Raw genomic sequence first — 25,287 nt, 5'->3', positions numbered from 1 at the left:
GTTGCCTGCGCTCGAACGCACAGTCTTCACTGGAACCCCGCGCCTCGGCAAGCGCATACCCAGAACTGCGGAGACTCATGACCCCCCGACCATCCCTCCTCGCCGCGCTGTCGACGGAGGCGTGGAACCTCGTGTTCGACGACGCGCGACGCGCCCGCCTGCAGGCTCTCGCCGCACCCGCCGATGCAATACACACGCCTGCCCTCGGTGCCGCGGCCCGGGACGACCTCCTCCGCGTGGAGGTGCTGGTGACGGGCTGGGGCGCTCCGGTCCTGGACGCGGAGCTGCTCGACCGTCTGCCCCGGCTGCGCGCCGTCTTCCACGCGGCGGGAAGCGTGCGCGGCCTCGTGTCCGACGCGTTCTGGGAGCGCGACATCCTGCTCACCTCGGCCGCCGAGGCCAACGCGGCTCCCGTCGCCGAGTACACGCTCGCGATGATCCTGCTCTCCGGCAAGCGCGCCCTCCTCCCGCTCCGTACGGCCGACGCACAGCACGACCTGCGCGTCGGCCCCCGCGTCGGGGGCCGTATCGGCAACCTCGACCGCACGGTGGGCATCGTCGGGTTCTCCCGCATCGGGCGCCGCGTCGTCGACCTGCTGCGCCCCTTCCCCGGATTGCAGGTGCTCGTCGCCGACCCGTACGCGGACCCCGAGGAGGTGGCCGCGGCCGGCGCCCGGCTCGTCCCGCTGCACGCCCTGCTCCCCGCCGTCGACCTGCTCTCCCTGCACGCACCGGCGCTGCCCGCGACGCGGGGGATGATCGGCCGCGCGCAGCTCGCGGCCCTGCGCGACGGCGCCACCGTGCTCAACACCGCGCGCGGCGCCCTCCTCGATCACGACGCGCTGCTCGCGGAGTGCGCCTCCGGTCGCCTCGACGCGATCCTCGACGTCACCGACCCGGAGCCGCTTCCGCCCGACCACCCGCTGCTGCACCTGCCGAACGTCGCGGTCACCCCGCACCTCGCCGGCTCGCTCGGCAGCGAGGCGCACCGGCTGGCCGACGCCGCCCTCGACGAGCTGGAGGCGTGGAAGACCGGCCGTCCGCCTCGACACCCCGTGCACCGCGCCGACCTCGCGCACAGCGCATGACGCCCCTCGCGCTGCCTCCGGAGGACCGCGCGCTCTCCCCGCACACGGGATGGACGCGCGCGCACCTGACGACGGTGGCCGATGCCATCCTCGACGGGGCCGCCCGTCACGCGAGCCCGGCGGGCGCGGGCATCCGGTACCCCGGTGCCCCTGGCGGCTTCGGCTCCGCGGTCGACGCCCTCGAGGGTTTCAGCCGCACGTTCCTCCTGGCCGCGTTCCGCATCGCCGGCGACCCGCTCGGCACGGTGCCGCTGGCCGAACGGTATGCCCGAGGCCTCGCTGCGGGTGTCGACCCCGATGGTGCCGAACGGTGGCCGCGCCCCGACGAGGTCGACCAGGCGAAGGTCGAGGCCGCGGCACTCGCCCTGGGCCTGCACCTCACGCGCGACACGGTGTGGGCGCGCCTCGACGACACCGCGCGGACGCACACCGTGGACTACCTCGCGGCGTTCGTCGGGGGCGGCTACCCGCCGAACAACTGGGCCTGGTTCCGGGTGCTCGTCGAGCAGTTCTTGGAGAGCGTCGGCGGGCCGTACTCCGCCACGGATCGCGCGACCGACCTCGCGCTCCTGGACGGCTTCGAACGCGAGAGCGGGTGGAGCGCCGACGGCGCCGCGCGGTCGTTCGACCACTACGCCGGCTGGGCGCTGTCCTTCTACCCGCTGCTCTGGGCGGACATGGTCGGCGGGGATCCGCGGCACACGGACCGCATCGTCCGCTCTCGCGCCCGGCTCGACGCGTTCCTCGACGACGCGCTGCATCTCGTCGGCGCCGACGGCGGGCCGCTCCTCCAGGGCCGCAGCCTCACCTACCGCTTCGCCTCCGCCGCGGCGGCCGGGGTCGCGGCGTTCTCCGGCACCTCGCGGCACGACCCCGGTCTCCTGCGCCGGGCGGTGGGCGGCCAGGTCCGGCACTTCGCCGACCGTGGCGCACCGGATGCGAGCGGAGTGCTTCCGCTGGGCTGGCACGGCGCCTGGCGTCCGCTCGCCCAGGACTACTCCGGCCCCGGCTCCCCGTACTGGGCGGCGAAGGGCCTCCTGCCGCTCGCCCTGCCCGCCGCGCATCCGTTCTGGACCGCCGTCGAACAGCCCCTGCCGATCGAGCGCGGCCCGTTCACCCGCGTCCTCATCGCCCCGGGGTGGCTGGCGACGGGCACCGCGGACGGCATCGTGCGGGTGGTCAACCACGGGACCGACCATCGGAAGCCGGGGTCGCACCAGCCGGACGCCCCGCTGTACGCGAAGCTCGGATACTCCACGGCGACCGCCCCGGTGCTCGCGGGGCCCGGCGTGCGAGACGGGCTGGACGGCACGGTCGCCGTGGTGCGCGGGGGCCGAGCGAGTCACCGCTCGGGCTTCCTGACGGGGCGCCTGCGGGAGACGGACCGCACGGCGCTCGGCGGTTCCTCCGGACCCGTGCACTGGCACGACGGCATCCGCGCGGAGTTCGACGTCGGCGGGGGCGGCACGGCCGCCGAGACGACGATCGGCCCCGTGGTCGATGTGGTGTCGGTGGTGCGCGGACCGTGGGAGGTGCGGCTCGTGCGGGTCCGGCCGGGCGCGGGGGCGGAGGGGGCGATCCGCGACGGCGATGTCGTCCGCATCGGCGGATGGGCGTTGTCCGCCCGCACCGTCGTCGAGACGGGTCCCGCGGCCGTCACCGCCACCCTCGCTCTCGGCGGCGGGACGCACAGCCGGGTCGTCGGGCTCCTCGGACTCGACGGCGCGACCGCAGGCGTCCGGCGGGAGCGGGACGTGACCCCGCTCGGCCCGGAGACCGCCACCCCGTGGCTCTCGGCGGGGGTGCGACCCGACACCTGGATCGCGGTCGGCGTGCTGCTCGGGAGCTCGCCCGGGGCACCCCGCCTCGATCTGCGGCAGGACGATGGGACGGTGTCCTGGCCGGACGGCGACACGACGACCTTTCGCCCCGAGGAGTTCCTGCCGCGGGGATGAGCGTCGTCAGCGCCGTGCCGTGCTCGCGCGCTCCACGAGCCGGGTCGGCACCACCACGGGTACGGCGGGATCGGTCGCCGTCCCGTCGCCCTCCACAGCCGCGATGAGCGCGGTCACCGCCCGCTGCGCGAGCGCCGCGAAATCCTGCCGGACGGTCGTGAGCGGCGGGAGGAAGTTCGCCGCCTCCGGGATGTCGTCGAAGCCGACCACGCTGACGTCCGCCGGAACCGCGCGCCCGGATTCCGCCACCGCCCGTAGCAGCCCGAGCGCCATCTGGTCGTTGGCGCAGAAGACCGCGGTCGCCTCCCCCAGGGCCGCGGCCGCGGCGAAGCCCGAGTCCGCGCTCCAGTCCCCACGCACGACCGCCGGCGGCGCCACGCCGGCGTCCGCCAGGGCCTCACGCCAGCCCCGTTCGCGCTCGGCGGCGGCGAAGGAGTCGGCCGGTCCCGCGAGGTGGTGGACGACGTCGTGCCCGAGGGCCAGGAGGTGGCGCGCGGCGACCTTCGCCCCTGCGGCATGATCGCTGTGCACCACGGTCGCTCCGCCGCCTCCCGGAGCATCGACCACGACGAGCTGCAGCCCCGGGGGCAGGGTGGCGGCGGGGACGAGCGCGGAGGCCTCGTTCAGCACGAGAGCCCCGTCCACGCCCTGATCGGCGAGCCGGACGAACGCGGCCTCCACGCCGTCGGCAGCGGTGACGACGGTGAGCGCGTATCCGCGGACCGCCGCCGCTTCGGCCGTGGCCTGCAGCATCCGGGAATTGCCGACCGTGGCCAGGGTCGTGACGACGAGGCCGAGGGTATGGCTGCGCCCGGTGCGCAGAGCCCGCGCCGCGCGATGCGGGCGGTAGCTGAGCTCGGCCATGGCGGCTTCGACCCGCGTCCGCGTCTGCGGGTCGACGCGGGGGCTGCCGTTGACGACGCGGGAGACCGTCTGCCCGGAGACGCCGGCGCGCGCCGCGACGGTCGCCATGGACACCCGGCTGCTCGCAGTCGTGGGCTTCTCGGCCACGGGCACCTCCGTTCGCAACGCCGTCGTGTTGACGTTAGCACGCGGCCCCGCCTACCATGTTGACGTGAACACGCCCGCATCCTCGGAGATCCCCCCGGAGCGTCTCGGCGCCGGTGTCGTCAAGCGCCCGACCACCCTCGCCGACGGCCGTGACCTCATCTACTACGACGACCCCGACACGACCCTCGGTGCGGAGCGGTCGGTCGACGCCCGGACGCTGGCTCCTCGACCGGACACCGCGACCATGCGGCTCGACGTGCTCACGGGCGACTGGATCACCGTCGCCGCCAACCGCCAGAACCGCGTCATGATGCCGGGAGCCGACGCCGACCCGCTCGCGCCGCAGACGCCGGGGAATCCGTCCGAGGTGCCGTCCCGGTACGACGTGGCCGTGTTCGAGAACCGCTCCCCCGCGTTCGGTCCCGCCCTCGCCGAGCCGGTCGGCACCGCCCCCGGGGCGACGAACCCCCCGCGGGGCCTCGACGACCTCGCCGCCCTCGGACTCGGGCGCACCCGCACCGCCGTCGGCCGCTGCGAGGTCGTGTGCTTCAGCCCCGAGCACTCCGGCTCCTTCGGCACCCAGACCGTGACCCGCGCGCGCACCGTGATCGAGGCCTGGGCCGACCGCACGGCAGCCCTGTCCGCCCTCCCCGGCATCCAGCAGGTCTTCCCGTTCGAGAACCGGGGCGAGGCGATCGGCGTCACCCTCCCCCACCCGCACGGCCAGATCTACGCGTACCCCTACGTGACCCCGCGCACCGCCCGGGTGCGGGAGGCCGTCGACCGCACCGCGCCCGACCTCTTCGCCCGCATCCTCGCCGAGGAGCAGGCGTCCGAGCGGGTGGTGTTCCGCGGCGAGCACTGGACGGCGTTCGTGCCCTTCGCGGCGCGATGGCCGCTCGAGGTGCACCTCATGCCGCATCGGCACGTGCCCGACCTCGCCGAGACGACGGCGGAGGAGCGCGACGAGCTCGCCCCGCTCTACCTCCGCCTCCTCCGCGGCGTCGACGCCCTCTACGACAGCCCCACCCCGTACATCGCCGCCTGGCACCAGGCTCCCGTCCACGTCGGCCGCGACAGCGTGCGCCTGCACCTGCAGCTCACGAGCCCGCGCCGCGCCGCCGACAAGCTCAAGTTCCTCGCGGGCTCCGAGGCCGCGATGTGGGCCTGGGCCGCCGAGGTCGCACCCGAGCAGGGGGCCGCCCGACTCCGCGAGGCCCTCGCCCGCGCCGACCAGGAAGCCTCCGCATGACCTCCGCACACGACGCCGCCGTCGACCTCTTCACCGCCCTCACCGGACACGCACCGGACGGCGTCTGGTCGGCCCCGGGTCGCGTGAACCTCATCGGCGAGCACACCGACTACAACGACGGCTTCGTGCTGCCCTTCGCGATCCCGCAGCGGACGGTCGCCGCCGTGGGGCGTCGCACCGACGGTCGGCTCCGCGTCGCCTCGACCTTCGCGGACGAGCCGGTCGATATCGCCCTCGACGACCTCGACCACCTCTTCCCCACCCCGGCCGGGGCGGCACCCGCGGTGCCGGAGTGGGCCGCGTACCCGCTCGGCGTCGCCTGGGCCCTCCGTGCGGCCGCCCCCGCGACCGCGGTCTCCGGCCTGGACATCGCGATCGCCTCCGACGTCCCGGTCGGGGCCGGGCTCTCGTCGTCCGCCGCGATCGAGGGCGCGACCGCGACCGCGCTGGACGAGCTCTGGGGCACCGGCCTCGACGCCGTCGCCCTCGCCCGGATCGGACGCACGGCGGAGAACGAGGCCGTCGGCGCGCCCACCGGGATCATGGACCAGATGGCCTCGATGCTCGGGGAGCCCGACGCCGCGATCTTCCTGGACTGCCGCTCTCTCGCCGCCGACGTCGTGCCGCTGGGCATGGCCGACGCCGGCCTCGCGGTGCTCGTGATGGACACCCGCGTCACGCACGCACACTCCACCGGCGGCTACCGGGAACGCCGCGCCGCATGCGAGCGCGGAGCCGCGATCCTCGGAGTGCCCGCGCTGCGCGACGTCGCCGTGGCCGACCTCGCCCGCGCCGAGAGCCTGATGGACGACGTGACCTTCCGCCGCGTGCGCCACATCGTCACGGAGAACCAGCGCGTGCAGGACACCGTGGCGACGCTGCGCACCGCGGGCGCACGCGGCATCGGCGACCTCCTCGTCGCGTCCCACGCGTCGATGCGCGACGACTTCGAGATCTCCACTCCCGAGCTCGACGCCGCCGTGGAGACGGCCCTCACCTCGGGGGCGGTGGGCGCGCGCATGACCGGCGGCGGCTTCGGCGGCGCCGCGATCGCCCTCGTCGACCGCGGCGCCCTGCCTCACCTCGCCGACGCGGTGCGGGGGCGGTTCGCCGCGGAGGGCTTCGTCGCCCCGCACCTGTTCGAGGTCAGCCCGTCCGCAGGTCCGCGCCGCGACGCCTGACACAATGAGGGGTCGAGCCGCCACCGCCGCGGCAGGAGAGGAACGCATGTCCTGGATCGTCACCGGCGGCGCCGGCTACATCGGTGCCCACGTCGTCCGCGCTCTCGCGGACGCCGGCCTCTCCCCCGTCGTGCTGGACGACCTCTCCAGCGGCGTGGCCTCGTTCGTGCCGGAGGGCGTGCCGTTCGTGCAGGGCAGCATCCTCGACCGCACGCTCGTCGAGGAGACGCTGCGCACGCACGAGGCGGACGGCGTGATCCACGTGGCGGGCTACAAGTACGCCGGCGTCTCGGTCCAGCGCCCGCTGCACACCTACGCCCAGAACGTCGAGGGGACGCGGATCATCCTCGAGGCGATGGCGGCGGCGGGTGTCGCGAACATCGTCTTCTCCTCTTCGGCGGCCGTGTTCGGCACCCCGGACGTCTCCCTCGTCGTCGAGGACACCGACAAGAGGCCCGCGAGCCCCTACGGCGAGTCGAAGCTCATCGGAGAATGGCTGCTCCGCGACCAGGCGATCGCCACCGCCGACTCCGACCGCCCGCTGCGCCACACCTCGCTGCGGTACTTCAACGTCGTGGGCTCGGCCGACCCGACGGTCTACGACGTCAGCCCGCACAACCTGTTCCCCATCGTCTTCGAGGCGCTGATCGAGGGCCGCACCCCCAAGATCTTCGGCGACGACTACGACACCCCCGACGGCACGAACGTGCGCGACTACGTGCACGTCGGCGACATCGCCGCCGCCCACGTCGCCGCGGCGCAGCGCCTGGCCTCCGGCGCCCCGATCGAGCCCGCGTACAACCTCGGCTCCGGCGACGGCCTCAGCGTGAAGCAGATCATGGACGCGGTCGCCCGCGTCACCGGCATCGACTTCACCCCCGAGATCGGCCCGCGCCGCCCCGGCGACCCGGATCGGATCGTGGCGACCGGCGAGCTCGCGGCCCGCGACCTCGACTGGACCATGCGCTATACGGTCGACGAGATGGTGCGCACCGGCTGGGAGGCCCGCCGCGCCGCCGCCGGCTGACCTCACACGTCGCGGGTGCGGAGCGGGTAGAGCCAGAAGCACAGCCATCCGACGGCGGTGAACGCCAGCGGGATGACCGCCAGCATGAGCCGGATGCCGCCGTCGACGGCCTCCGGCTGCGCGTCGCCGAGCTCGGCGTCGAAGCCGGTCGCGGTCAGCACGGCCGCGGCGACGATCGCCTGGAGGACGACGGAGCCGCGGACGACGAAGCCGTTCACGCCGAAATAGGCGCCTTCGCGGCGGTGGCCCGTGCGGTGCGCGTCGTCGTCGATGATCTGGGCGAGCACGACCTCGAGGAGCTGCAGCAGCCCGCCGACGCCGACGCCGACCGCGATGCCGACGAGAGCCGCCGCCCCCACGGAGGTCGGGACAAGGTAGCCGAGCACCGCCACCCCGAACACCCCGACGCTCCAGAGCAGGGCCGTGCGCGGGGAGGTGCGCCGGACCACCGCGCTCCACAGCACGATCGACGGGATGGCCGTGACGAAGATGGCGCCGAGCAGGAGGCTGCCCTCGCCCTCGGCCGCCCCCAGCGAGTAGCGGACGTAGAACGGCACGGCGGCGAGGATCACGGCGATCGAGGTCTGCACGCAGAGCGAGCCCAGCACGTACGGCACGAAGGCGCGGTTGCGGAACGTGTACACGAGCTGGTCCCGCCAGCGCATCGCCTCGGAGGCGGCCTCCGGTACCCGGCGCTCGATCATCCCGCCGAGGAACGACCAGGCGAGCAGCACGAGACAGACACCGGACAGCACGAGCGCCATCCCCGGCCAGCCGATCGCGTCGTAGAGCGCTGGAGCTCCGGCCGTGCCGAGCACCATGCCGAGTATCGCGAAGATCTGCCGCGGCACGTTCCCGCGGGCGCGCTCCTCCGTGGTCCGGAAGATCTCCGGGAACAGCGCGGAGATGTTCAGCACCACCACGACGAAGGCGATGTCGTAGACCGCGACGACCACGAGGAACCACACGATCAGCCCGGCCGCCGGGAGCGCGGGCGGCATCCAGACGAGGGCGAAGGCCACGACGAGCGGCACGATGCCCAGCCCGATCCACGGGATGCGGCGGCCCCACGGCGTACGGATCCGGTCGGAGAGCGCCCCGACGACCGGGTTGAGCGCCGCGTTGAGGATGCCGTGCGCGATCATCGCCGCCGCCACCCACCCCGCGGGGACGGCGAGGTGCGAGACGTAGAAGTACACGACGAACGCCGAGAACGTCTGCGTCATCAGCTGCGTCGGGAACCCCGAGGCCCCGAAGGCGATGGTCTGGGAGCGGGTGGGAGCGGCGTCGAGACGGCGGTCGCGCAGCCGTTCGCCGAGCGCCGTCACCGGGCGTCTCCGCGCTGCAACTCCCGCAGCGCGCGCCAGCCGACGCGGACCAGGCCCTCCGCAGCGATCGTCTGCTGCACGAGCGGGTCGTCGAGCAGCCGCAGCTCGTAGCCGCGTTTAGCCGCCGCGAAGTCCACCGCGGCGCGCAGCTCCTCGCCGTCGGCCATCGGGTGCAGGTAGATCTCGGTGACCCCGGGCGGGACGGCGCGCAGCACCGCGAGGAAGCCGTCTCGGACCTGCTCGTACGACTCCTCGTCGGCGGTGCCCTCGCCGCGCAGCTCGAACGGGTGCGTCCACAGCCGGTCGACGATCTCCACGCCGAACGCATCGGCCACCGCCGCCGCCTCGGTGAGCTTCGCCTGCAGCATCGGATCGGCGTCCGCCCCCTCCATCTCGCGGGGCAGGCGGAAGGGGAGGCCGTGCCGGGCGGCGAGCTCGAAGACGGCGCGCAGGAAGTCACGGCCGGTCAGCAGCCCGTAGACGGAGCCCATGTGGTTGTCGAGGTGGGTCACGTCGACGCCGGCATCGAGCGCGGTCTGCAGCTGGGCGGCGATCTCGGCCGCGACATCCGCTTCGGAGGCGTGCTGCTCCACGGTCGCGACGTCGGCGGGGAAGAAGCCGTCGGCGTCGACGAGGGTGGAGGCGCCCGCGGTGAGCGGACGCCACCGGTACCGGCGCCACTCGCTCGTGAGCACGAGGTGCACGCCCACGTCGAGTTCCGGGTGCGCGGCGGCGAAGGCGAGCGCTTCCGGGGACCAGGCGCAGGGCACCATCACCGTCGCCGAGTCGATCCGCTCACGGAGGAGGAGTCCGGAGATCGCGGCGTTCGCGGCATGGCACATGCCGAAGTCGTCGGCGTTGAGGATGACCGCCCTGGCACCGGACGGCAGTCCGAGTCGGTCGGCGAGGGCGGAGGAGGCGGTCATGGCGTGTCCTGTCGGGCGGGCGGTCAGCGGCCGGTGGCGGGTGGGCGGGAGGGCGAAAGGATACGCGTGAACACGTCGGCGCGGAGTGCGGACGCCGCCTCCCCGACGGCTCCGACGAGCGGCGCCTCCGGACCGAACGCCGAGGCGAGGAACCGGAGCGGCAGCTGCGCGGAGAACTCGTCCGCGACCCGTTCGATCGCGTCCAGGAGCGCCGGGTGTACCGCCTCCCCGCCGAGGATGAAGGCCTCGGGATCGAGCACGAGGGCGACGCTGCCCGCCGCGAGGAAGAGCCGCCGTCCGATCTCGGCGACGAGCGCCTGCGCCGCCTCGTCGCCGCGCTGTGCCGCCTCCAGGTGGGCGAGGAACGGCGCGTCGACATCCAGCCCCAGGCCGAGGGCGAGGTCGCGCACCACCGTGGCGCCCGCGACCGGGGCGCCGATGGGCACCGGCGTCTGCGGGAGGTACATCACCTCGCCCGCCACTCCGGAGAACCCGCGATGCAGCGTCCCGTCGATCACGATGCCGGCTCCGAGGTCGTCGTCGAGCAGCAGGAGCGCGAAGCTCGCGAGGTCGATGCCGACGCCGGTGGTCGACTCGGCGAGCGCGGCGAGGTTGACGTCGTTCTCGACGCGGACAGGGCAGTCGAGGGCGGCCGCGAGAGCCGAGCGGAAGGCGCCGCCGTCCGGCCCCTGGTCGTCGCGGATCGCGCCGTCGGCGGCCACGATGCCGGGCACGCCGACGACGGCGAGGTGGAGCGCGCCCTTCACGGATCGGCGGCAGGCCGCGACGAGGGCGGCGATGTGCGCGACCCGGTCCTCGCCCGCGGGGAAGGCTCCGTGCCGTTCGGCCCTGACGGCGCCGGTGGCGTCGACGAGGACGACGTGGGCGGCGTGATGGTCCACGTGCACGGCGGCCGCGAAGCCGAGGGCCGGGTGCAGCGCGACACGGCCGGCTGCCGGTCCGCGGGTGTCGCGGTCGACCCCGGCCGCGGTGACGGCTCCCGCGGCGTCGAGCATCCGCAGCACCTGGGTCACGGCCGTGCGGGAGAGGCCGGTCGCCGCCATGAGCTCGGCCCGGGTCTGCGGTCCGCTCCGGGCGAGACGCTCGAGGATCGCGCGGCCGTTGAGCGTGCGGAGCAGGGTCTGCGGTCCTGCGAGGGGTCGTGACATGCGGCGGAACCTCTGGGGGGTCGATTCTCGTGCGGAGTCGGTGCCCGCCAGCCTGCCACATCGTGTCGCACCCGTCGACCCGTCCGGCGGCGTCGCCTGCACCGGGTCACCGAGTACCGGGAGGGGACGGAAGGACGTCGGCGGGCACGCATAGGGTGGAGGGATGACGCCCCTGGTGATCCGAGACGCCGTCGCCGACGATGCCGAGGCCGTGGCCGGAGTGCATGTGCGGTCGTGGCAGGCGGCCTACGAGGGCCTCATCGACCAGGAGGTGCTGGACGGCCTGTCCGTCTCGGAACGGGCCGACGGGTGGCGCCGCATCTTCGCCGACCCGCTGCCCACGAGCCTCGGGACCCTGGTGGCCGAACGCGACGGCACCGTCGTCGGCTGGGCCTCGTTCGGCTCCGGCCGCGACCCCGACGGACTGGACGATGCCGAGCTGTACGGCATCTACGCCGATCCCGCCGCATGGTCGACGGGGGCGGGGCACGCCCTCCTCGACGCGGCCGAGCAGCGCATGATCGACGCCGGCCACACCCGCGCCTACCTCTGGGTCCTCGACGGCAACGACCGCGCCGACGGCTTCTACGCCCGGCACGGGTGGGAGCTCGACGGGGCCACGAAGATCGACCAGCGCCCGCAGTTCACGCTCCGGGAGCATCGCCGCGTCAAGCGCCTCGCCCCGCGCTGAGCGGTCCCGCCGTCAGGGCCGGACGTCGCCCGACCGTCGGGAAGCCCGCTTCAGCGCGCTGTCGAGCTGGGCTTCGAGACCCCGCCAGGCGCCGAGTTCGTACGACACCACGATGGCGACCGGTGACGCCACGATCGCCAGCAGGCACAACCACAGCGGCGCCTCCAGTGCCGCGAGGATGATGCCCGCCACCGGCAGCGCGAGGACGAGGATCTGACGGGCGGTGTGCCCGAGCAGCTCCGAGACCAGCCACCCGTGCAGCAGGAACAGGGTGACCAGGAAGGCGAGCACCGGCACCGCGATCGCCACGATCGCCGTGAGGGTGCTGACGTGGGAGTGCTCGTCGTACACGTATCCGATGACGTGCAGTCCGGCTCCGACCGCGGCGATCGCGGTGAAGAGGACGATGTGGCCGAACCCCCAGAGCAGCGCCTTGGATCGGTGGACCGCGAGGATCGGTGCGCTCGGGACCAGGAAGTAGACCCACCACAGGGCGAAGGCCATGAGGATCCCGAGTCCGATCACCATGATCGACGAGACCGACCATCCTTCCGCCTCGGTCACCTCCTGCGCGGCCGCCAGGGTGCCGAAGACCGTCTCCCCGAGCGCGATGATCGCGAGGAGGGCGTAGCGCTCCACGATGTGATGCGCGTGCCAGGGCGTGGTGCCCCCATGCCGGAGGCCTTTCGTCTCGGCGAGGACGGGACTGGACCAGTCGATCGCCGAGACGATGACGGCGCCGATGAGGAAGCCGAGCGGGTCCAACGGGAGGAAGAGCAGGATCACCCACCCGACCTGGGCGATGCCGATGGTGAGGGCGTACGTCTTGGCGACGGCGGTGTACCTCGGGCTCCCGTGCGCGGCACGCAGCCATTGCGCGATGACGGCGACCCGCATCACGACGTATCCCGCGACCATGACCTCGTTGGCGACGGGCTGCCCGCGCTCCAGCGACTCGAACATCGCGGGGAGCCCGATCGCCAGGACGACGACGCCCGTCATCTGCACCATCGTCAGCACGCGGAACAGCCAGTCGTCGGTGTCGAAGGCGGAGGCGAACCAGGAGTAGTTGATCCAGGCCCAGACGATCGCCGCCATGGCGAAGCAGAACCCGCCGATCCCCGCCGCGTAGTCGCCGTGCGCGACCGCGGACGCGAGCTGATTGCCCGCGACGCCGAAGGCCGCGACGAAGGTGAGGTCGAACAGCAGCTCGAGCGGCGTCGCCGCACGGTGCCCTTGCCCCGTGTCGCGCCCCGTCATCCGGCGCAGGCCATGGCGGTAGTAGGTGGTCGTCGGCATGTGAACCCCCAGGATCGAGAGGTTCACGATAACCGGGACTCGCCGACGAGCCCCGGATGCCGGAATGTCAGTCCAGCGCGCTCATCACGTGCTTGATCCGGGTGTAGTCGTCGAAGCCGTACTGCGACAGGTCCTTCCCGTATCCGGAGTGCTTGAACCCGCCGTGCGGCATGTCCGACACGAACGGGATGTGGGTGTTGATCCACACGCAGCCGAAGTCCAGGTCGCGGGAGAGGCGCATCGCGCGGGAGTGGTCCCGCGTCCACACCGACGCGGCGAGCGCGTACGGCACATCGTTCGCCATCGCGAGCGCCTCCTCCTCGGTGTCGAAGGGCTGCACGGTCAGCACGGGTCCGAAGATCTCCCCCTGCACGACCTCGTCGTCCTGCTGCACGCCGGTCACGACGGTCGCCTCCCAGAAGTAGCCACGGTCGCCCTGCCGCGCCCCGCCGGTCACGACCGTCGCATGCGCGGGAAGCCGGTCGACGAAGCCCTGCACCTGCGCGAGCTGGGCCGCGCTGCTCAGCGGCCCGTACAGCACGCCCTCTTCGTCCGGCGCCCCGGTCCGCGCGTGCGTGCGGGTCCGCTCCACCAGTGCGGCGACGAGCTCGTCGTGCACCGACGCGTGCACGAGCACCCGGGTCGCCGCGGTGCAGTCCTGACCCGCGTTGAAGAAGGCACCGGTGACGATGCCCTCGACCGCCTTCTCGATCGACGCGTCCGGGAAGACGATCGCGGGCGCCTTGCCGCCGAGCTCCAGGTGCACGCGCTTGACGTCGTCGGCCGCGGAGCGGGCCACGGCCATGCCCGCCCGCACCGAGCCGGTGATGGCCACCATCTGCGGCGCCGGATGCTCGACGAGGGCCGCTCCGGTCTCGCGATCGCCGAGCACGATGTTGAGGGTGCCGGCGGGGGTGTGCGCGGCGACGATCTCCGCGAGCAGCAGCGTGGTGAGCGGCGTGGACTCCGCCGGCTTCAGCACGACGGTGTTCCCGGCCGCGAGCGCGGGAGCGATCTTCCACACCGCCATGTTCAGGGGGTAGTTCCACGGCGTCACCTGCCCGATCACGCCGATCGGCTCCCGGCGCACGAAGGAGGTGTGCCCGGGGAGGTACTCCGCGGCGGCTCGACCCTCGAGGCTCCGTGCGGCCCCGGCGAAGAACCGCAGCTGGTCCACCGACTGCAGGATCTCGTCGGCGACGAGCGTCGCCCGGGGCTTGCCGGTGTCCTTCGACTCGAGGTCGGCGAACTCCTCGGCCCGCGCGGCCATGTCCTCGGCGATGCGGAACAGGGCGAGCTGGCGCGCGGACGGCGGGGTGTCCCGCCAGATCGGGAACGCCGCCGCGGCCGCGGCATACGCGGCATCCACGTCGGTACGGTCGGAGATCGGGATCTCGCCGTAGGCTTCCTCCGTCACCGGATCGATGAGGGGAAGGCGGCCGCTCCCGGCTGCCGTGACGGCGCGGCCGCCGATGAAGTTCTCCAGGGGCACGGTCATCGTCGACGGTGAGGACATAGCGCCATGGTAGCCATGCGAACGCGGAATCTGTAGCTTTTCGGCCAGAGATCGACGGATTCAGTTGCGCAGGACCCATCGGAATGTCACGATCGGTACATGAGTCCGAAGACGCCTCCCCCCGCCCTCGACGATATCTCGAAGCGCATCGTCGAACTGCTGCAGGAGGACGGGCGGCGTCCCTACGCGGAGATCGCCCGCGAGGTGGGGCTCAGCGAGGCCGCGGCCCGCCAGCGTGTGCAGCGCCTGACCGAATCAGGGCTGATCCAGATCGTCGCGGTGACCGACCCGCTGCAGCTCGGCTTCCACCGCATGTCGATGATCGGGATCCGGGTGTCGGGCGACCCCCGCGCGATCGCGGAGGAGCTCACGGCGATCCCCGAGCTCGCGTACGTCGTGGTCACCCTCGGGACGTTCGACATCCTCGTCGAGGCGGTGTGCGAGGACGACGACCACCTGCTCGACCTCATCGCCACCCGCATCCGCACCATCCCCGGCATCATCCAGACGGAGAGCCTGCTCTACGCCGGCCTCTACAAAGACCTCTACAACTGGGGAACGCGCTGACGCGCTCCCCTCGCATCGGAGTGAACATGGGCACCACGGTCTTCGAACGCCGGCGTCCTCCGCAGTCCGTCATCGACGACGCCCTGCGCGACACGGCCCTGTCGGTCTTCTGGCTCGACGACGTCGAGCGTCCCGCGCATCCGCCGCTGCGCGGCACCGTGCACACGGACCTCGTGGTCGTCGGCGGCGGCTACACCGGGCTCTGGACCGCCGTGCGCGCGAAGGAGCGGGATCCGGAGCGGAAGGTGGTCCTCCTGGAGGCGTCCCGCGTGGCCTGGGCGGCGTCCGGGCGCAACGGCGGCTTCTGCGAGTCCAGCCTCACGCACGGCCACGAGAACGGCGTGAACCGCTGGCCCGAGGAGATCGACCGCCTCGAGGAGCTGGGCCACGAGAACCTCGACGGCATCGCCGAGACCGTGCGGCGGTACGACATGGATGCGGAGTTCGAGCGGACGGGCCAGCTCGCGGTCGCCGTGGAGCCGCATCAGGTCGAGTGGCTGCGCGAGGAGGAGGGCTTCCTCGACCGGGAGGCGGTGCAGGCGGAGGTGCACTCCCCCACGTTCCTCGCCGGCGCGTGGGACCGGGAGGGCAGCGCTCTCGTGCACCCCGCGAAGCTGGGCCTGGAGCTCGCACGGGTGGCCGTCGAGCTCGGCGTGGAGATCCACGAGCACAGCCTCGTCCGGCGGATCGAGGGCGCGGACTCCGGCCCGGTGACCCTCGTCACCGAGCACGGCCGGGTGACCGCCGATGCCGTGGCGCTCGCGACGAACGTGTTCCCCTCGCTCCTGAAGCGCAACCGCCTCATGACGGTGCCCGTGTACGACTACGTGCTGATGACGGAGCCGCTGTCGGCCGAGCAGCTCGCGTCCGTCGGCTGGCGGAACCGCCAGGGTCTCGCCGACAGCGCGAACCAGTTCCACTACTACCGCCTCACCGCCGACGACCGGATCCTGTTCGGCGGCTACGACGCGGTCTACCACTTCGGCGGCAAGGTGCGCCCCGCCTACGAGGATCGGATGGAGAGCCACCGGCGCCTGGCCTCGCACTTCTTCACCACCTTCCCGCAGCTCGCCGGCCTCCGCTTCACGCACCGCTGGGCCGGGGCGATCGACTCGTCGAGCCGGTTCTGCGCGTTCTTCGGCACCGCCCGCGGCGGCCGGGTCGCCTATGCCACGGGGTTCACCGGTCTCGGGGTCGGCGCCGCCCGGTTCGCGGCCGATGTCATGCTCGACAAGCTCGCCGGCGAGGAGACCGAGCGCACACGGCTGCGGATGGTGCGTGAGAAGCCGATCCCGTTCCCGCCGGAGCCGGCCGCGTCCGTCGGCATCAACCTCGTCCGCGCCGCGATGGACAGGGCGGATCACAACGAGGGGCGCCGGAACCTGTTCCTCAAAACGCTCGACGCCCTCGGCATGGGCTTCGACTCGTGACCGGCCTCGCCCCGGGGGCCGCCGTCGACGCCGGACGCCTCGCGCTGACGCACGCCCCACTGCCCGAGGAGGACGTCCGGGACGGCGCGCCGACCACCGGGTACTCGGTGCTCGACGATGCCGGAGGGATCGAGATCGGCGTCTGGGAGATGACGCCGGGCACGGCGGTGGACGTCGAGGAGGACGAGGTGTTCGTCGTGCTCTCCGGGCGCGCGACCGTGACGTTCACCGCGCCCGTGCTCCCGCCGGTCGAGCTCGGACCGGGGTCCGTGATGCGGCTCACCACCGGCATGCGCACCGTCTGGACGGTGACCGCGACGCTCCGCAAAGTCTCGATCGGGATCTGACGCCTCCGCCGAGCGCGTGCCGCTCAGGCCCGTCGGACCTCCGCGTGCGGGATGCGCTCAGCCATGACCCGCACCGCCTCCGGGTTGTCGTCCACGAGCACCGCCTCCCGGCCGAGTGCGGACGCCACGGCTCCGGTAGTGCCGCTGCCCGCGAAGAGGTCGAGCACCCGGTCACCCGGCCGGCTCGACGCGGTCACGATGCGCCGCAGGACGCCCTCCGGCTTCTGCGTCGGATAGCCCGTCTTCTCGCGTCCGGTGGTCGGGACGATCGTGTGCCACCACACGTCCGTCGGGAGCTTCCCGCGCGCGGCCTTCTCCGCGGTCACCAGGCCCGGTGCCATGTACGGCTCCCGGTCGACGTCGTCGGAGTTGAACACGTACGTCCGCGGGTTCTTCACGTACACCAGGATCGTGTCGTGCTTGGTGGGCCACCGCCGCCGGGACTTCGCGCCGTAGTCGTACGCCCAGATGAGCTCGTTGAGGAAGCAGTCCCGGCCGAACACCGCGTCGAGCATGACCTTCGCGTAGTGCGCCTCGCGGTAGTCCAGGTGCAGGTACAGGGTGCCGTCGTCGGCGAGCAGCCGCCAGGCCTCCTCCAGCCGCGGCATGAGGAAGGCGCCGTAGTCGTCGAAGCTGTCGTCGTACGCGCGCAGCATGCCGCGCACCCGCTCATACCGGTGCCCGTGGAAACCGTGCCGCACCTCGGGCTCGCCGGGCGCCCGTTCAGGGCTCCGGCCCTCCGCCGCGGGCTCGGCCGGCTCGAGGCTCCCGCCGTCCGCATCCGTCGCTTCCTCCGGCGTCGGGGACGTGCGGCGGGCGGTGACCACCTGCCGCTCCCGCACCCGCCCGGTGTTGAACGGCGGGTCGAGGTAGACGAGCGTGAAGGATGCGGACGGCAGGGTCGCCGCGACCGTGAGGTTGTCCCCCTCGATCACCGACACCCGCCCCGGGACCTGGGCCCCTGAGCCACCGCCCTGGGTCCCTGAGCCCGTCGAAGGGTCCTGGGTCCCCGAGCCCGTCGAAGGGCTCACGGAACCCGGTGCAGCCACGCGTCGGTCGAGAACTTCGACTCCACGAGCGCCTGGGCATCGGCGTACTCGTCCGGCGTGATGCCGCCGTCCTCGGCGGAGGTGAGCGACCGGAACGTGTCCTTGAAGCGCTCGATGATCTCGGCGCGCTCCAGTCCGGTCTGGCTGCGCAGCGGGTCGACGCGCTTGGCCGCCGAGGTCGTGCCCTTGTCGCTGAGCTTCTCGCGCCCGATGCGCAGCACCTCGGTCATCATCTGGCCGTCGATGTCGTAGGAGAGGGTGGCGTGGTGCAGCACGCCCCCGTTCGCGAGGCGCTTCTGCGCGGCGCCGCCGATCTTGCCGGTCGGGCTCGCGATGTCGTTGAGCGGCTGGTAGACGGCGTCGATGCCGAGCGAACGGAGCGCCTGCAGCACCCAGTCGTCGAGGAACGCGTAGGAGTCGGCGAAGGTCATGCCCGCCACGAGCGAGGCCGGCACGTACAGCGAGTAGGTGATGATCTGTCCCGCAGCCATGAGCATCGCACCGCCGCCCGAGATGCGGCGGACGACGTCGAAGCCGTGCTTCGCGGCGCCTTCCGGGTCGACCTCGTTGCGGTACGACTGGAAGGAGCCGATGACGACGGCCGACTCGTCCCATTCCCAGATGCGCAGCGTCGGACGCCGACGCCCCTCGCCGACACGGGAGGTGAGCACCTCGTCGAGGGCGAGGTTCATGCGCGGCGAGACCGCCTTCTCGTGGACGATCTCCCAGTCGAAGTCGCGCCACCCCGGTGCGGTGACCAGCGCGCGACGCACGGCGGTGCCCACGGCCTCGGGGGTGAAGCCGAGCAGTTGCGCCCCCTCGGGGAGGGCGCCGCGGACGGCCGCGGCGATGGCCGTGGCGTCGGACTCGACGGGGAGACCCTCGACGGCGGCGTTGATGTCGTCGAGCGCGGAGTCCGGTTCGAGGAAGAAGTCCCCGGCGAGCCGGAACCGCGCGATCCGGTCGTTCTCGACCTCGAGGTCGACGACGACGAGCTTGCCCCCAGGAACCTTGTATTCTCCGTGCACGGATCCAGCTTAAGGCGCACGCTGCCGCCGTGGTCAGCCGCCGAGCACGACCACGCGTTCCCCGGCCCTGATCGGTGTGGAGTAGCGGTTGCCGGGCGTGGGCAGGGGGCAGATGAACTGGTCGGAGAAGGCGCAGGGCGGCAGATACGCCCGGTTGAAGTCGATCACCGCGGACCCGTCGGCAGCGGGCTCGTCGACGGGGAGGAACCGGAACCGGTACGTCTCCAGCCCGTTCGTCCCGTCGGCGAAGACCGCACTCAGCGCTCCGCTCCCGTTGCGGGTGACGGTGAGCTCGCGCGGGGCCCCCGCGAGCTCGAACCGCAGGCGTCCGGCAATCGGGGTCTCGCGCTCCTCGCCGTCGACCGCCGTGACGACGATCCGCTCATCGGGTGCGGGCTCGAACGTGGCCGGGAGGCGCCAGCGTTCGTCGGGCGCGTAGGCGTCGATCGCGGTGAACCACTCCCGCTGCGGACGAGCCGGGTTCCAGACGCGGAGCGCCAGCAGTCCGTTGCGGTCGAACACACGCAGCTCGCGCCGCCCGAGGCGCAGGGTCTGGGTGCCGCGGAGGGTGACGACCGACCCCGACGGCCCGAGTTCACTGCCGCGGATGCCGCCGTCGCCGGTGAGTGCCCAGAGTCCAGGCACGCCGTCGACCGCCGCGGGCTCGGTGATGAGCCAGTTCGTCGACTCCAGCGCGGACGGCCCGTACTCCGACCCCGCATAGCGCTCGCGCGCCGCATGCCACTCGTGCCAGTCCGTCAGGAAGCTCATCGCCGCGGGCCCTCCCCTCGCTCGTGCGGATGTGCCCCGAATCTAGGGCTGCCCCCGTCGCCCGTGACCCCCGTCCGTCACACGCCTTCACCGCGCGTCATCCCGCGTCACACACTCCTCCACCCGTCCCTCCATCCGCGTGCGGGATCACCCCCGTCCCTCGGCACCCCTTCCCCCGCCCGTTCCTGATCCCGCCACCAGGTCGCCCCACCGCACCCCTCCCGCGGGATCAAAACCGTCCCCCGGGACCTCGTCACCGTGCGTGTTCGAAAACGCTCCCCCGCAACCCACCCCAAGCACGAAAGTGGTCCCGCAGGGCCGGAGGGAGGGACGAACGTGATCCCGACACGTCAGTGTGCACCCGGACTCACGGGCGCGCCCACGCACGGTGCGTGTTCGAAAACGCTCCGCTGGGGCCTGTGCCAGGTACGAAAGTGATCCCGCGGGACCGGCGGAAGGGGCGAAAGTGATCCCGGAACGGGAACGGGACGGAACGGGACGGGACGGGACGGGCCGGGCGGGGGTCAGCGGGCGGGGATGTGGGCGTCGAGCCAGGCGAGCACGTCGGCGCGCACCTCGTCCTGTTGGAGCTCCTGGAAGATCTCGTGCCGGGCGTCGGGGTAGACGAGGGTCGTGACGTCGGTGAGCCCGGAGCGTTGGCGGTACGCGTCGGCGAGCTTGTGGACGCTGCGGGGACCGCCGACCGGATCGTCACGGCCGACGAGGAGGAGCACCGGGAGGTCGCGCGCGAGGTGCTTAGCCGGACGCCCGTAGAGTCGCGCCGCGTCGAGCGGACCGAAGAGCTTGAGCAGCGGCACCCCCGTCGTGAGCGGGTCCTCCTCGAAGGCCTTCCACACCGCGGGGTCCCGGCTCAGCCACTCGTATCCGGTCGCGTCGTCGGCGGCCCACGCGGCGTTCAGCGGCGCCGGGTTCAGGGAGCGGGGCGTCCGCAGCGCCGAGCCGGACAGGATCACCGCGTCGAAGGCCTCCGCGTGCTCGTTCACCAGCATCTGCGCGAGGAACGACCCCCACGAGTGCCCGAGGAGCACGAGCGGGAGGTCGGGGTTCTCGTCGCGGATGATGCCGGTCAGCTGCCAGACCGCGTCCTTGGCCGCCCGGAGACCGCCGGGGCCGAGCCGTCCGAGCCGGGCGGGGTCGCCGTGCTGGCGCATGCCGGTGCGCCCGTGCCCGCGATGGTCGTCGGCGTAGACGGTGAACCCGGCTCCGGTGAGCGCGGCGATCAGCGCCGGATACCGTCCCGCGTGCTCGCCCACCCCGTGCAGGAGCTGGACGACTCCGCGGGGCGTGCCCTCCGCCGGGTGGACGTCGTAGACGATGGCGATGCCGTGGCTGTCGGTGTACTCGCGGGTCTCGGTCATGATCCTGCCTTACCGGTCGGTCTCCGCGAGGGCGCCGCGGAGGGCGTCACGGATGGCGAAGGCGATGTCGCGATCCGTCACCTCGTAGCCGCCGACCCCGTCGGAGGCGGAGCCCATGCGCACGCCGCCGTCCTCGGTCACGGCCCGCTTCGCGGAGAAGTGGAGGGCGTCCACCCCGGCCCGGGCGAGCACCGGAGCGCTCGCGACGTCGACGCCGCTGCCGGCCATCACCTCGATCTGCCCCTCGGCTGCGGCGACGAGCGCGCGCAGGGTGTCGATGCCGTCGATCGCGGCGGATGCCCCTCCGGAGGTGAGCACGCGCCGGAGCCCGAGCTCCCTCGCGGCCCGCAGGGTCGCCACCGGGTCGGCGGTCACGTCGATCGCGCGGTGCAGGGTCGCGGGAGCTCCCCCGGCCGCATCCCGCAGCCGGGCCATGGCGTCGCGATCCAGTCGGCCTTCGCCGTCGAGCGCGCCGATCACCACTCCTGCGGCCCCCGCCGCGACCGCGTGCCGTACGTCGCGTTCGGCGACGGCCAGCTCGTCGGCGCTGTAGTGGAAGCCGCCGGCGCGCGGACGGATGAGGACGTGCACCTCGGGGCCGTTCGCCCCCGCGGCTTCGAGCGCGAGCTCCAGGGTGGCCGGCGACGGGGTGAGCCCACCCAGCGCGAGGGCCGTGGCGAGCTCGACGCGAGCGGCGCCGACCTCGGCGGCGATGCGCACTCCGGCGGGATCCTGGACGGCGATTTCGAGAGGGATCGTTCGGGTCACCCCTCCATTGTGCCCGCTGCCCCGCCCCCGGCCGCCCCCGGGTCAGAAATATTAGATAGACTAACTAAGTATGTCTGCGTCCGATGATTCCCTGCACCTCACCGCCACAGACCTCCGCATGGCCACGTTCCGGCTCGCCCGCCGGCTCCGCTGCGCCCGTGCCGCCGACATGATGAGCGACACCCAGCTCGCCGTCCTCGCCGAGCTGCGCATGAACGGTCGACGCACCATCTCCACCCTCGCCGAGCGCGAGCGCGTGACCGCCCCGTCGATGACGAGCATCGTGAACGGCCTGGAGGAGCAGGGCTTCGTCGCCCGCACCCCGGACGAGGACGACCGCCGCCGCGTGCAGGTGGACATCACGCCCGCCGGCGTCGAGATCGTCGTCGAGACCATCCGCCGCCGCGACGTGCTGCTGGCCGACATGCTCCGCGAGGTCGACTACACCGAGGCGGAGCTGGCGACGCTGCGAGAAGCGAGCGCCCTGATGCGGAGGGTGGTGGAGCGATGAGCGCCATGTTCCGCTCCTTCGCGAACATCAACTACCGGATCTGGTTCGCCGGAGCCCTCGTCTCGAACGTCGGCGGGTGGATGCAGGCCACCGCGCAGGACTGGGTCGTGCTGACCGAGCTCACCGACAACGACGCGACCGCGATGGGCGTCACCATGGCGCTCCAGTTCGGCCCGCCGCTGGTGCTCGTGAGCCTGACCGGCTGGGTGGCGGATCGCTTCGACCGGCGGAGGATCCTCCTGACCACGCAGAGCGCGCTCCTCGCTCTCGCGATCGCGGTGGGCTCCCTGCTGCTCGCCGGGGTGATGACCCTGCCGATGATGTTCGCATTCGCCCTCGGATTCGGCATCGTCAATGCGTTCGACGCCCCCGCGCGACAGGCCTTCGTGTCGGACATGGTCTCCGCCACGGAGACCTCCAACGCCGTGGCGCTCAACTCCGCCTCCTTCAACCTCGCCCGGATGATCGGCCCCGCGGTCGGCGGTCTGCTCATCGTCGCGATCGGCTCCGGCTGGGTCTTCATCGTCAACGCCGCGACCTTCCTCGCCATGATCGTCGCGCTGCTGCTCATGCGCACGCACCTGCTCGCGCCGCGACCGAAGAACCGCAGCAGCGGGGGTCTCGCCGAGGGTTTCCGCTACGTCTGGGCACGCAGCGACCTCAAGGTCGTGTTCGTGACGGTGTTCCTCATCGGCGCGTTCGGCATGAACTTCCCGATCTTCGCCTCGACCATGGCGCTGGAGTTCGGAGCCGGCGCCGACGGGTACGGGGTGCTGAGCTCGGTGCTCGCGATCGGGTCCCTGATCGGCGCCCTCCTCGCCGCGCGTCGGGACCGGGCGAGGGTCCGCGTGGTGATCCTCGCTGCGGGCGGCTTCGGGATCGCGGCCTTCGTCTCGGCCGCGATGCCCACCTACCTCTCCTACGCGGTCACGCTCACGTTCACCGGCTTCATGATCGTGACGCTGCTCACGACCGCCAACGGCTACGTGCAGATCACGACGGATCCGGCACTGCGCGGCCGCGTGCTCGCCCTCTACATGGCGGTGATCATGGGGTCGACTCCGGTCGGCGCGCCGATCGCCGGGTGGGTCGCCGACGCGTTCGGTCCTCGAGCCGCCATCATGCTCGGCGGGACCGCCGGCTTCATCGCGTGCGCGATCGGCGTGACCTGGGTGCTGACGTCGGGGAGACTGCGCCGTGAGGAGAGCAGCCGCTTCCGGCTGACGCTCGACGAGACCCGGCCGCTGCGGGTCGTGCAGCCCGTCGAGCCGGTCGACTACACGGAGAAGGCGGCGGCGACCACGCCCATCCGCCTCCCGCGCCGCGACGGCGAGTGAGCTGCGAAGGCGTTTGTCAACGCCTTCCTCATCTTGGCCCGACGGTCGTAGCGTCGGGTCATGGACGAGAACATGAGCACCCCGCACCCGCAGGATCCGGCCGAAGGCGCTCCCGGCGTCGACGTCCCTGACGAGAACTCCGGCCAGGGCGACGGCACCGGCGGCGCGATCCAGGGCGACAGCTCCCGCGGCGAGTCGACCGGCGGCGCCATCCAGGGCAGCTCCGGCCCGGGCCACGACGCTCCGCTCGGCGGCGACGAGAACACCGAGGACGAGCTCGCGGCCGACAACGCCGCCGAGGAGGACACCCTCCGCACGCTCGACCCCGACTCCCCGCCGGCCTGATCCGTCGACCCACCCCTTTCGAGACGAGCCACCCCCTTGCGAACGTTCGCAAGGGGGTGGCTCGTGCAGAAGGGGGTGGGTCGGCCGCGGTCAGGCGTCGAGTACCACCTTGAGCTGCTCGACGGCCCAGTCGAGCTCGGTCGCCCGGATGACGAGCGGCGGGGCGATGCGGATGGTCTGCCCGTGCGTGTCCTTCACGAGCACACCCCGGTCGAGCAGCTTCTCCGCGACCTCACGGCCGGTGCCGACGGCGGGATCGATATCGACGCCCGCCCACAGCCCGGCGATGCGCACCTCCGTGACGCCGTGGCCGATCAGCGGCTGCAGCGCCTGCTCGAGGTGGGCACCGAGCGCACGCGCACGCTCCTGGAACTCGCCCGTCTGCAGCATCTCCACCACGCGGAGGCCGACGGCCGCCGCGAGCGGGTTGCCGCCGAACGTGGAGCCGTGCTCACCGGGGCGGATGACGCCCAGCACATCCGTGTTCCCCACCACGGCCGAGACCGGCAGGATGCCGCCACCGAGCGCCTTGCCCAGCAGGTACAGGTCCGGCACGACGCCCTCGCGGTCGCACGCGAACGTCTCGCCGACACGTCCGAGGCCCGCCTGGATCTCGTCGGCGATGAACAGCACGTTCTTCTCGTCGCAGATCTCGCGGATGCGGCGCAGGTACCCCTCCGGCGGGATGACGACACCGGCCTCGCCCTGGATCGGCTCCACGAGCACGCCCGCCGTGTCCTCCGTGATCGCCGCGGCGATCGCCTCCGCGTCACCGAACGGCACGCGGTCGAAGCCCGGCGTGTAGGGGCCGAAGTCGTCGTGCGCGGTCTCGTCGTCGCTGAAGCTCACGATCGTCGTCGTACGGCCGTGGAAGTTGCCCTTCGCCACGACGATCCGCGCCTTCCCCTCGGGGATGCCCTTCACGCGGTAGCCCCAGGCCCTGGCGACCTTGATGCCGGTCTCCACCGCCTCGGCGCCCGTGTTCATCGGCAGCACGAGCTCCTTGCCGCAGAGCTCGGCGAGCGCGGCGGCGAAGGGCTCCAGCATGTCGCTCTGGAACGCGCGGCTCACGAGCGTGACCCGACCGAGCTGCTCGGTCAGTGCCGCGACGAGCGCGGGGTGACGGTGCCCGAAGTTGACCGCGGAGTAGGCCGCGAGCAGGTCGAGGTAGCGCTTGCCCTCGACATCGGTGACCCACGCCCCCTCGCCGCGCGCGATCATCACGGGCAGCGGGTGGTAGTTGTGCGCGACGTGCGGCTCGGCGACCGCGCGGGTCGCTGAGCTCGTCGAAGCGCCCGCCGCCTGCTCAATC

Annotated in this window: 24 protein-coding genes; 12 read left to right on the top strand and 12 right to left on the bottom strand. The window is 72.7% G+C overall.

Translation table 11 applies throughout. The features are described from left to right. The first annotated feature begins 77 nt into the window (after nt 1-77). A complete protein-coding gene (locus ACIQID_RS12825; protein ID WP_400285489.1) occupies nt 78-1,088 on the top strand; it encodes a hydroxyacid dehydrogenase in 1,011 nt (336 codons plus the stop codon). Further along, nucleotides 1,085-3,043 (top strand): DUF2264 domain-containing protein, encoded by a 1,959-nt coding sequence (locus ACIQID_RS12820; protein WP_400285486.1) that lies wholly within the window; start codon nt 1,085-1,087, stop codon nt 3,041-3,043. The genes ACIQID_RS12825 and ACIQID_RS12820 overlap by 4 nt, the downstream gene beginning before the upstream one ends. 6 nt (nt 3,044-3,049) lie before the next feature. Here ACIQID_RS12820 and ACIQID_RS12815 read toward each other — a convergent pair whose 3' ends face one another. Beyond that, a complete protein-coding gene (locus ACIQID_RS12815; protein WP_400285758.1) occupies nt 3,050-4,015 on the bottom strand; it encodes a LacI family DNA-binding transcriptional regulator in 966 nt (321 codons plus the stop codon). A gap of 103 nt (nt 4,016-4,118) precedes the next feature. On the opposite strand from ACIQID_RS12815, the gene galT reads away from it, so the two are divergent. From galT to galE, 3 genes are read left to right on the top strand one after another with little or no spacing between them, the layout of a single operon-like run. Further along, nucleotides 4,119-5,306, top strand: a complete 1,188-nt coding sequence (gene galT / locus ACIQID_RS12810; RefSeq protein WP_400285483.1) for a galactose-1-phosphate uridylyltransferase — start codon at nt 4,119-4,121, stop codon at nt 5,304-5,306. Continuing rightward, the gene (gene galK, locus ACIQID_RS12805) at nt 5,303-6,487 is read left to right on the top strand and encodes a galactokinase (protein WP_331201261.1); all 1,185 of its coding nucleotides are present in this window, start codon (nt 5,303-5,305) and stop codon (nt 6,485-6,487) included. The genes galT and galK overlap by 4 nt, the downstream gene beginning before the upstream one ends. Before the next feature lie 46 nt (nt 6,488-6,533). Next, complete coding sequence (gene galE, locus ACIQID_RS12800; protein ID WP_400285479.1) at nt 6,534-7,514, top strand: UDP-glucose 4-epimerase GalE; 981 nt, start codon at nt 6,534-6,536, stop codon at nt 7,512-7,514. 2 nt (nt 7,515-7,516) lie between these two features. Here the strand turns inward: galE and ACIQID_RS12795 are convergent, their stop codons facing one another. From ACIQID_RS12795 to ACIQID_RS12785, 3 genes are read right to left on the bottom strand one after another with little or no spacing between them, the layout of a single operon-like run. Continuing rightward, nucleotides 7,517-8,842, bottom strand: coding sequence for an MFS transporter (locus ACIQID_RS12795; RefSeq protein WP_331201263.1), 1,326 nt, complete (start codon nt 8,840-8,842; stop codon nt 7,517-7,519). Beyond that, on the bottom strand, nt 8,839-9,768 hold the full coding sequence (locus tag ACIQID_RS12790; protein WP_400285475.1) for a polysaccharide deacetylase family protein: 930 nt from the start codon (nt 9,766-9,768) through the stop codon (nt 8,839-8,841). The genes ACIQID_RS12795 and ACIQID_RS12790 overlap by 4 nt, the downstream gene beginning before the upstream one ends. A 23-nt stretch (nt 9,769-9,791) precedes the next feature. Further along, nucleotides 9,792-10,937 carry an ROK family protein gene (locus tag ACIQID_RS12785; RefSeq protein ID WP_331201265.1) on the bottom strand — a complete coding sequence of 382 codons (1,146 nt, stop codon included), beginning with the start codon at nt 10,935-10,937 and terminating at the stop codon, nt 9,792-9,794. A 163-nt stretch (nt 10,938-11,100) separates the two neighbouring features. Here ACIQID_RS12785 and ACIQID_RS12780 point away from each other — a divergent pair, with 163 nt between their 5' ends. Further along, nucleotides 11,101-11,628: a GNAT family N-acetyltransferase gene (locus ACIQID_RS12780; protein ID WP_400285472.1), complete on the top strand. Its 528-nt coding sequence runs from the start codon at nt 11,101-11,103 to the stop codon at nt 11,626-11,628. A gap of 12 nt (nt 11,629-11,640) precedes the next feature. Here ACIQID_RS12780 and ACIQID_RS12775 read toward each other — a convergent pair whose 3' ends face one another. Further along, nucleotides 11,641-12,927, bottom strand: coding sequence for a low temperature requirement protein A (locus tag ACIQID_RS12775; protein ID WP_400285469.1), 1,287 nt, complete (start codon nt 12,925-12,927; stop codon nt 11,641-11,643). 67 nt (nt 12,928-12,994) lie between these two features. Beyond that, nucleotides 12,995-14,443, bottom strand: a complete 1,449-nt coding sequence (locus ACIQID_RS12770) for a gamma-aminobutyraldehyde dehydrogenase (protein WP_400285466.1) — start codon at nt 14,441-14,443, stop codon at nt 12,995-12,997. Between the two features lie 99 nt (nt 14,444-14,542). Here ACIQID_RS12770 and ACIQID_RS12765 point away from each other — a divergent pair, with 99 nt between their 5' ends. The 3 genes from ACIQID_RS12765 to ACIQID_RS12755 are packed head-to-tail and all read left to right on the top strand — an operon-like array spanning nt 14,543 to nt 16,787. Next, entirely contained in the window at nt 14,543-15,010 is a 468-nt protein-coding gene (locus ACIQID_RS12765; protein WP_025105441.1) for an Lrp/AsnC family transcriptional regulator, read from the top strand. A gap of 26 nt (nt 15,011-15,036) precedes the next feature. Further along, entirely contained in the window at nt 15,037-16,440 is a 1,404-nt protein-coding gene (locus ACIQID_RS12760; protein ID WP_400285463.1) for an NAD(P)/FAD-dependent oxidoreductase, read from the top strand. Next, nucleotides 16,437-16,787, top strand: a complete 351-nt coding sequence (locus tag ACIQID_RS12755; protein WP_400285460.1) for a cupin domain-containing protein — start codon at nt 16,437-16,439, stop codon at nt 16,785-16,787. Before ACIQID_RS12760 ends, ACIQID_RS12755 begins: the two co-directional genes overlap by 4 nt. Before the next feature lie 23 nt (nt 16,788-16,810). Here the strand turns inward: ACIQID_RS12755 and ACIQID_RS12750 are convergent, their stop codons facing one another. From ACIQID_RS12750 to ACIQID_RS12730, 5 genes are all read right to left on the bottom strand, one after another. After that, nucleotides 16,811-17,728, bottom strand: a complete 918-nt coding sequence (locus ACIQID_RS12750) for a DNA-methyltransferase (RefSeq protein WP_400285755.1) — start codon at nt 17,726-17,728, stop codon at nt 16,811-16,813. 86 nt (nt 17,729-17,814) lie between these two features. Next, the gene (locus ACIQID_RS12745) at nt 17,815-18,864 is read right to left on the bottom strand and encodes a biotin/lipoate A/B protein ligase family protein (protein WP_312674929.1); all 1,050 of its coding nucleotides are present in this window, start codon (nt 18,862-18,864) and stop codon (nt 17,815-17,817) included. A gap of 33 nt (nt 18,865-18,897) precedes the next feature. Further along, nucleotides 18,898-19,635 carry a DUF1684 domain-containing protein gene (locus tag ACIQID_RS12740; protein ID WP_331201269.1) on the bottom strand — a complete coding sequence of 246 codons (738 nt, stop codon included), beginning with the start codon at nt 19,633-19,635 and terminating at the stop codon, nt 18,898-18,900. A 524-nt stretch (nt 19,636-20,159) separates the two neighbouring features. Further along, nucleotides 20,160-21,014 carry an alpha/beta fold hydrolase gene (locus ACIQID_RS12735; protein WP_400285455.1) on the bottom strand — a complete coding sequence of 285 codons (855 nt, stop codon included), beginning with the start codon at nt 21,012-21,014 and terminating at the stop codon, nt 20,160-20,162. A 9-nt stretch (nt 21,015-21,023) separates the two neighbouring features. Further along, nucleotides 21,024-21,782, bottom strand: a complete 759-nt coding sequence (locus ACIQID_RS12730) for a copper homeostasis protein CutC (protein ID WP_331201271.1) — start codon at nt 21,780-21,782, stop codon at nt 21,024-21,026. A 70-nt stretch (nt 21,783-21,852) separates the two neighbouring features. On the opposite strand from ACIQID_RS12730, the gene ACIQID_RS12725 reads away from it, so the two are divergent. The 3 genes from ACIQID_RS12725 to ACIQID_RS12715 are packed head-to-tail and all read left to right on the top strand — an operon-like array spanning nt 21,853 to nt 23,975. Then, complete coding sequence (locus ACIQID_RS12725; RefSeq protein WP_331201272.1) at nt 21,853-22,293, top strand: MarR family transcriptional regulator; 441 nt, start codon at nt 21,853-21,855, stop codon at nt 22,291-22,293. Between the two features lie 5 nt (nt 22,294-22,298). Next, the gene (locus tag ACIQID_RS12720) at nt 22,299-23,630 is read left to right on the top strand and encodes an MFS transporter (RefSeq protein ID WP_331201792.1); all 1,332 of its coding nucleotides are present in this window, start codon (nt 22,299-22,301) and stop codon (nt 23,628-23,630) included. Nucleotides 23,631-23,690: 60 nt separating this feature from the next. Next, complete coding sequence (locus ACIQID_RS12715) at nt 23,691-23,975, top strand: hypothetical protein (protein ID WP_025105431.1); 285 nt, start codon at nt 23,691-23,693, stop codon at nt 23,973-23,975. A 90-nt stretch (nt 23,976-24,065) separates the two neighbouring features. On the opposite strand, the gene rocD is transcribed toward ACIQID_RS12715, so the two are convergent. Then, a complete protein-coding gene (gene rocD / locus ACIQID_RS12710; RefSeq protein WP_331201793.1) occupies nt 24,066-25,286 on the bottom strand; it encodes an ornithine--oxo-acid transaminase in 1,221 nt (406 codons plus the stop codon). Between the last annotated feature and the right edge of the window lies 1 nt (nt 25,287).

This window comes from Microbacterium sp. NPDC091676 (genome assembly GCF_044756645.1).
In the GTDB taxonomy this organism is placed as follows: Bacteria; Actinomycetota; Actinomycetes; order Actinomycetales; family Microbacteriaceae; genus Microbacterium; species Microbacterium paraoxydans_D.
This window is presented reverse-complemented; position numbering and strand designations above follow the sequence as displayed.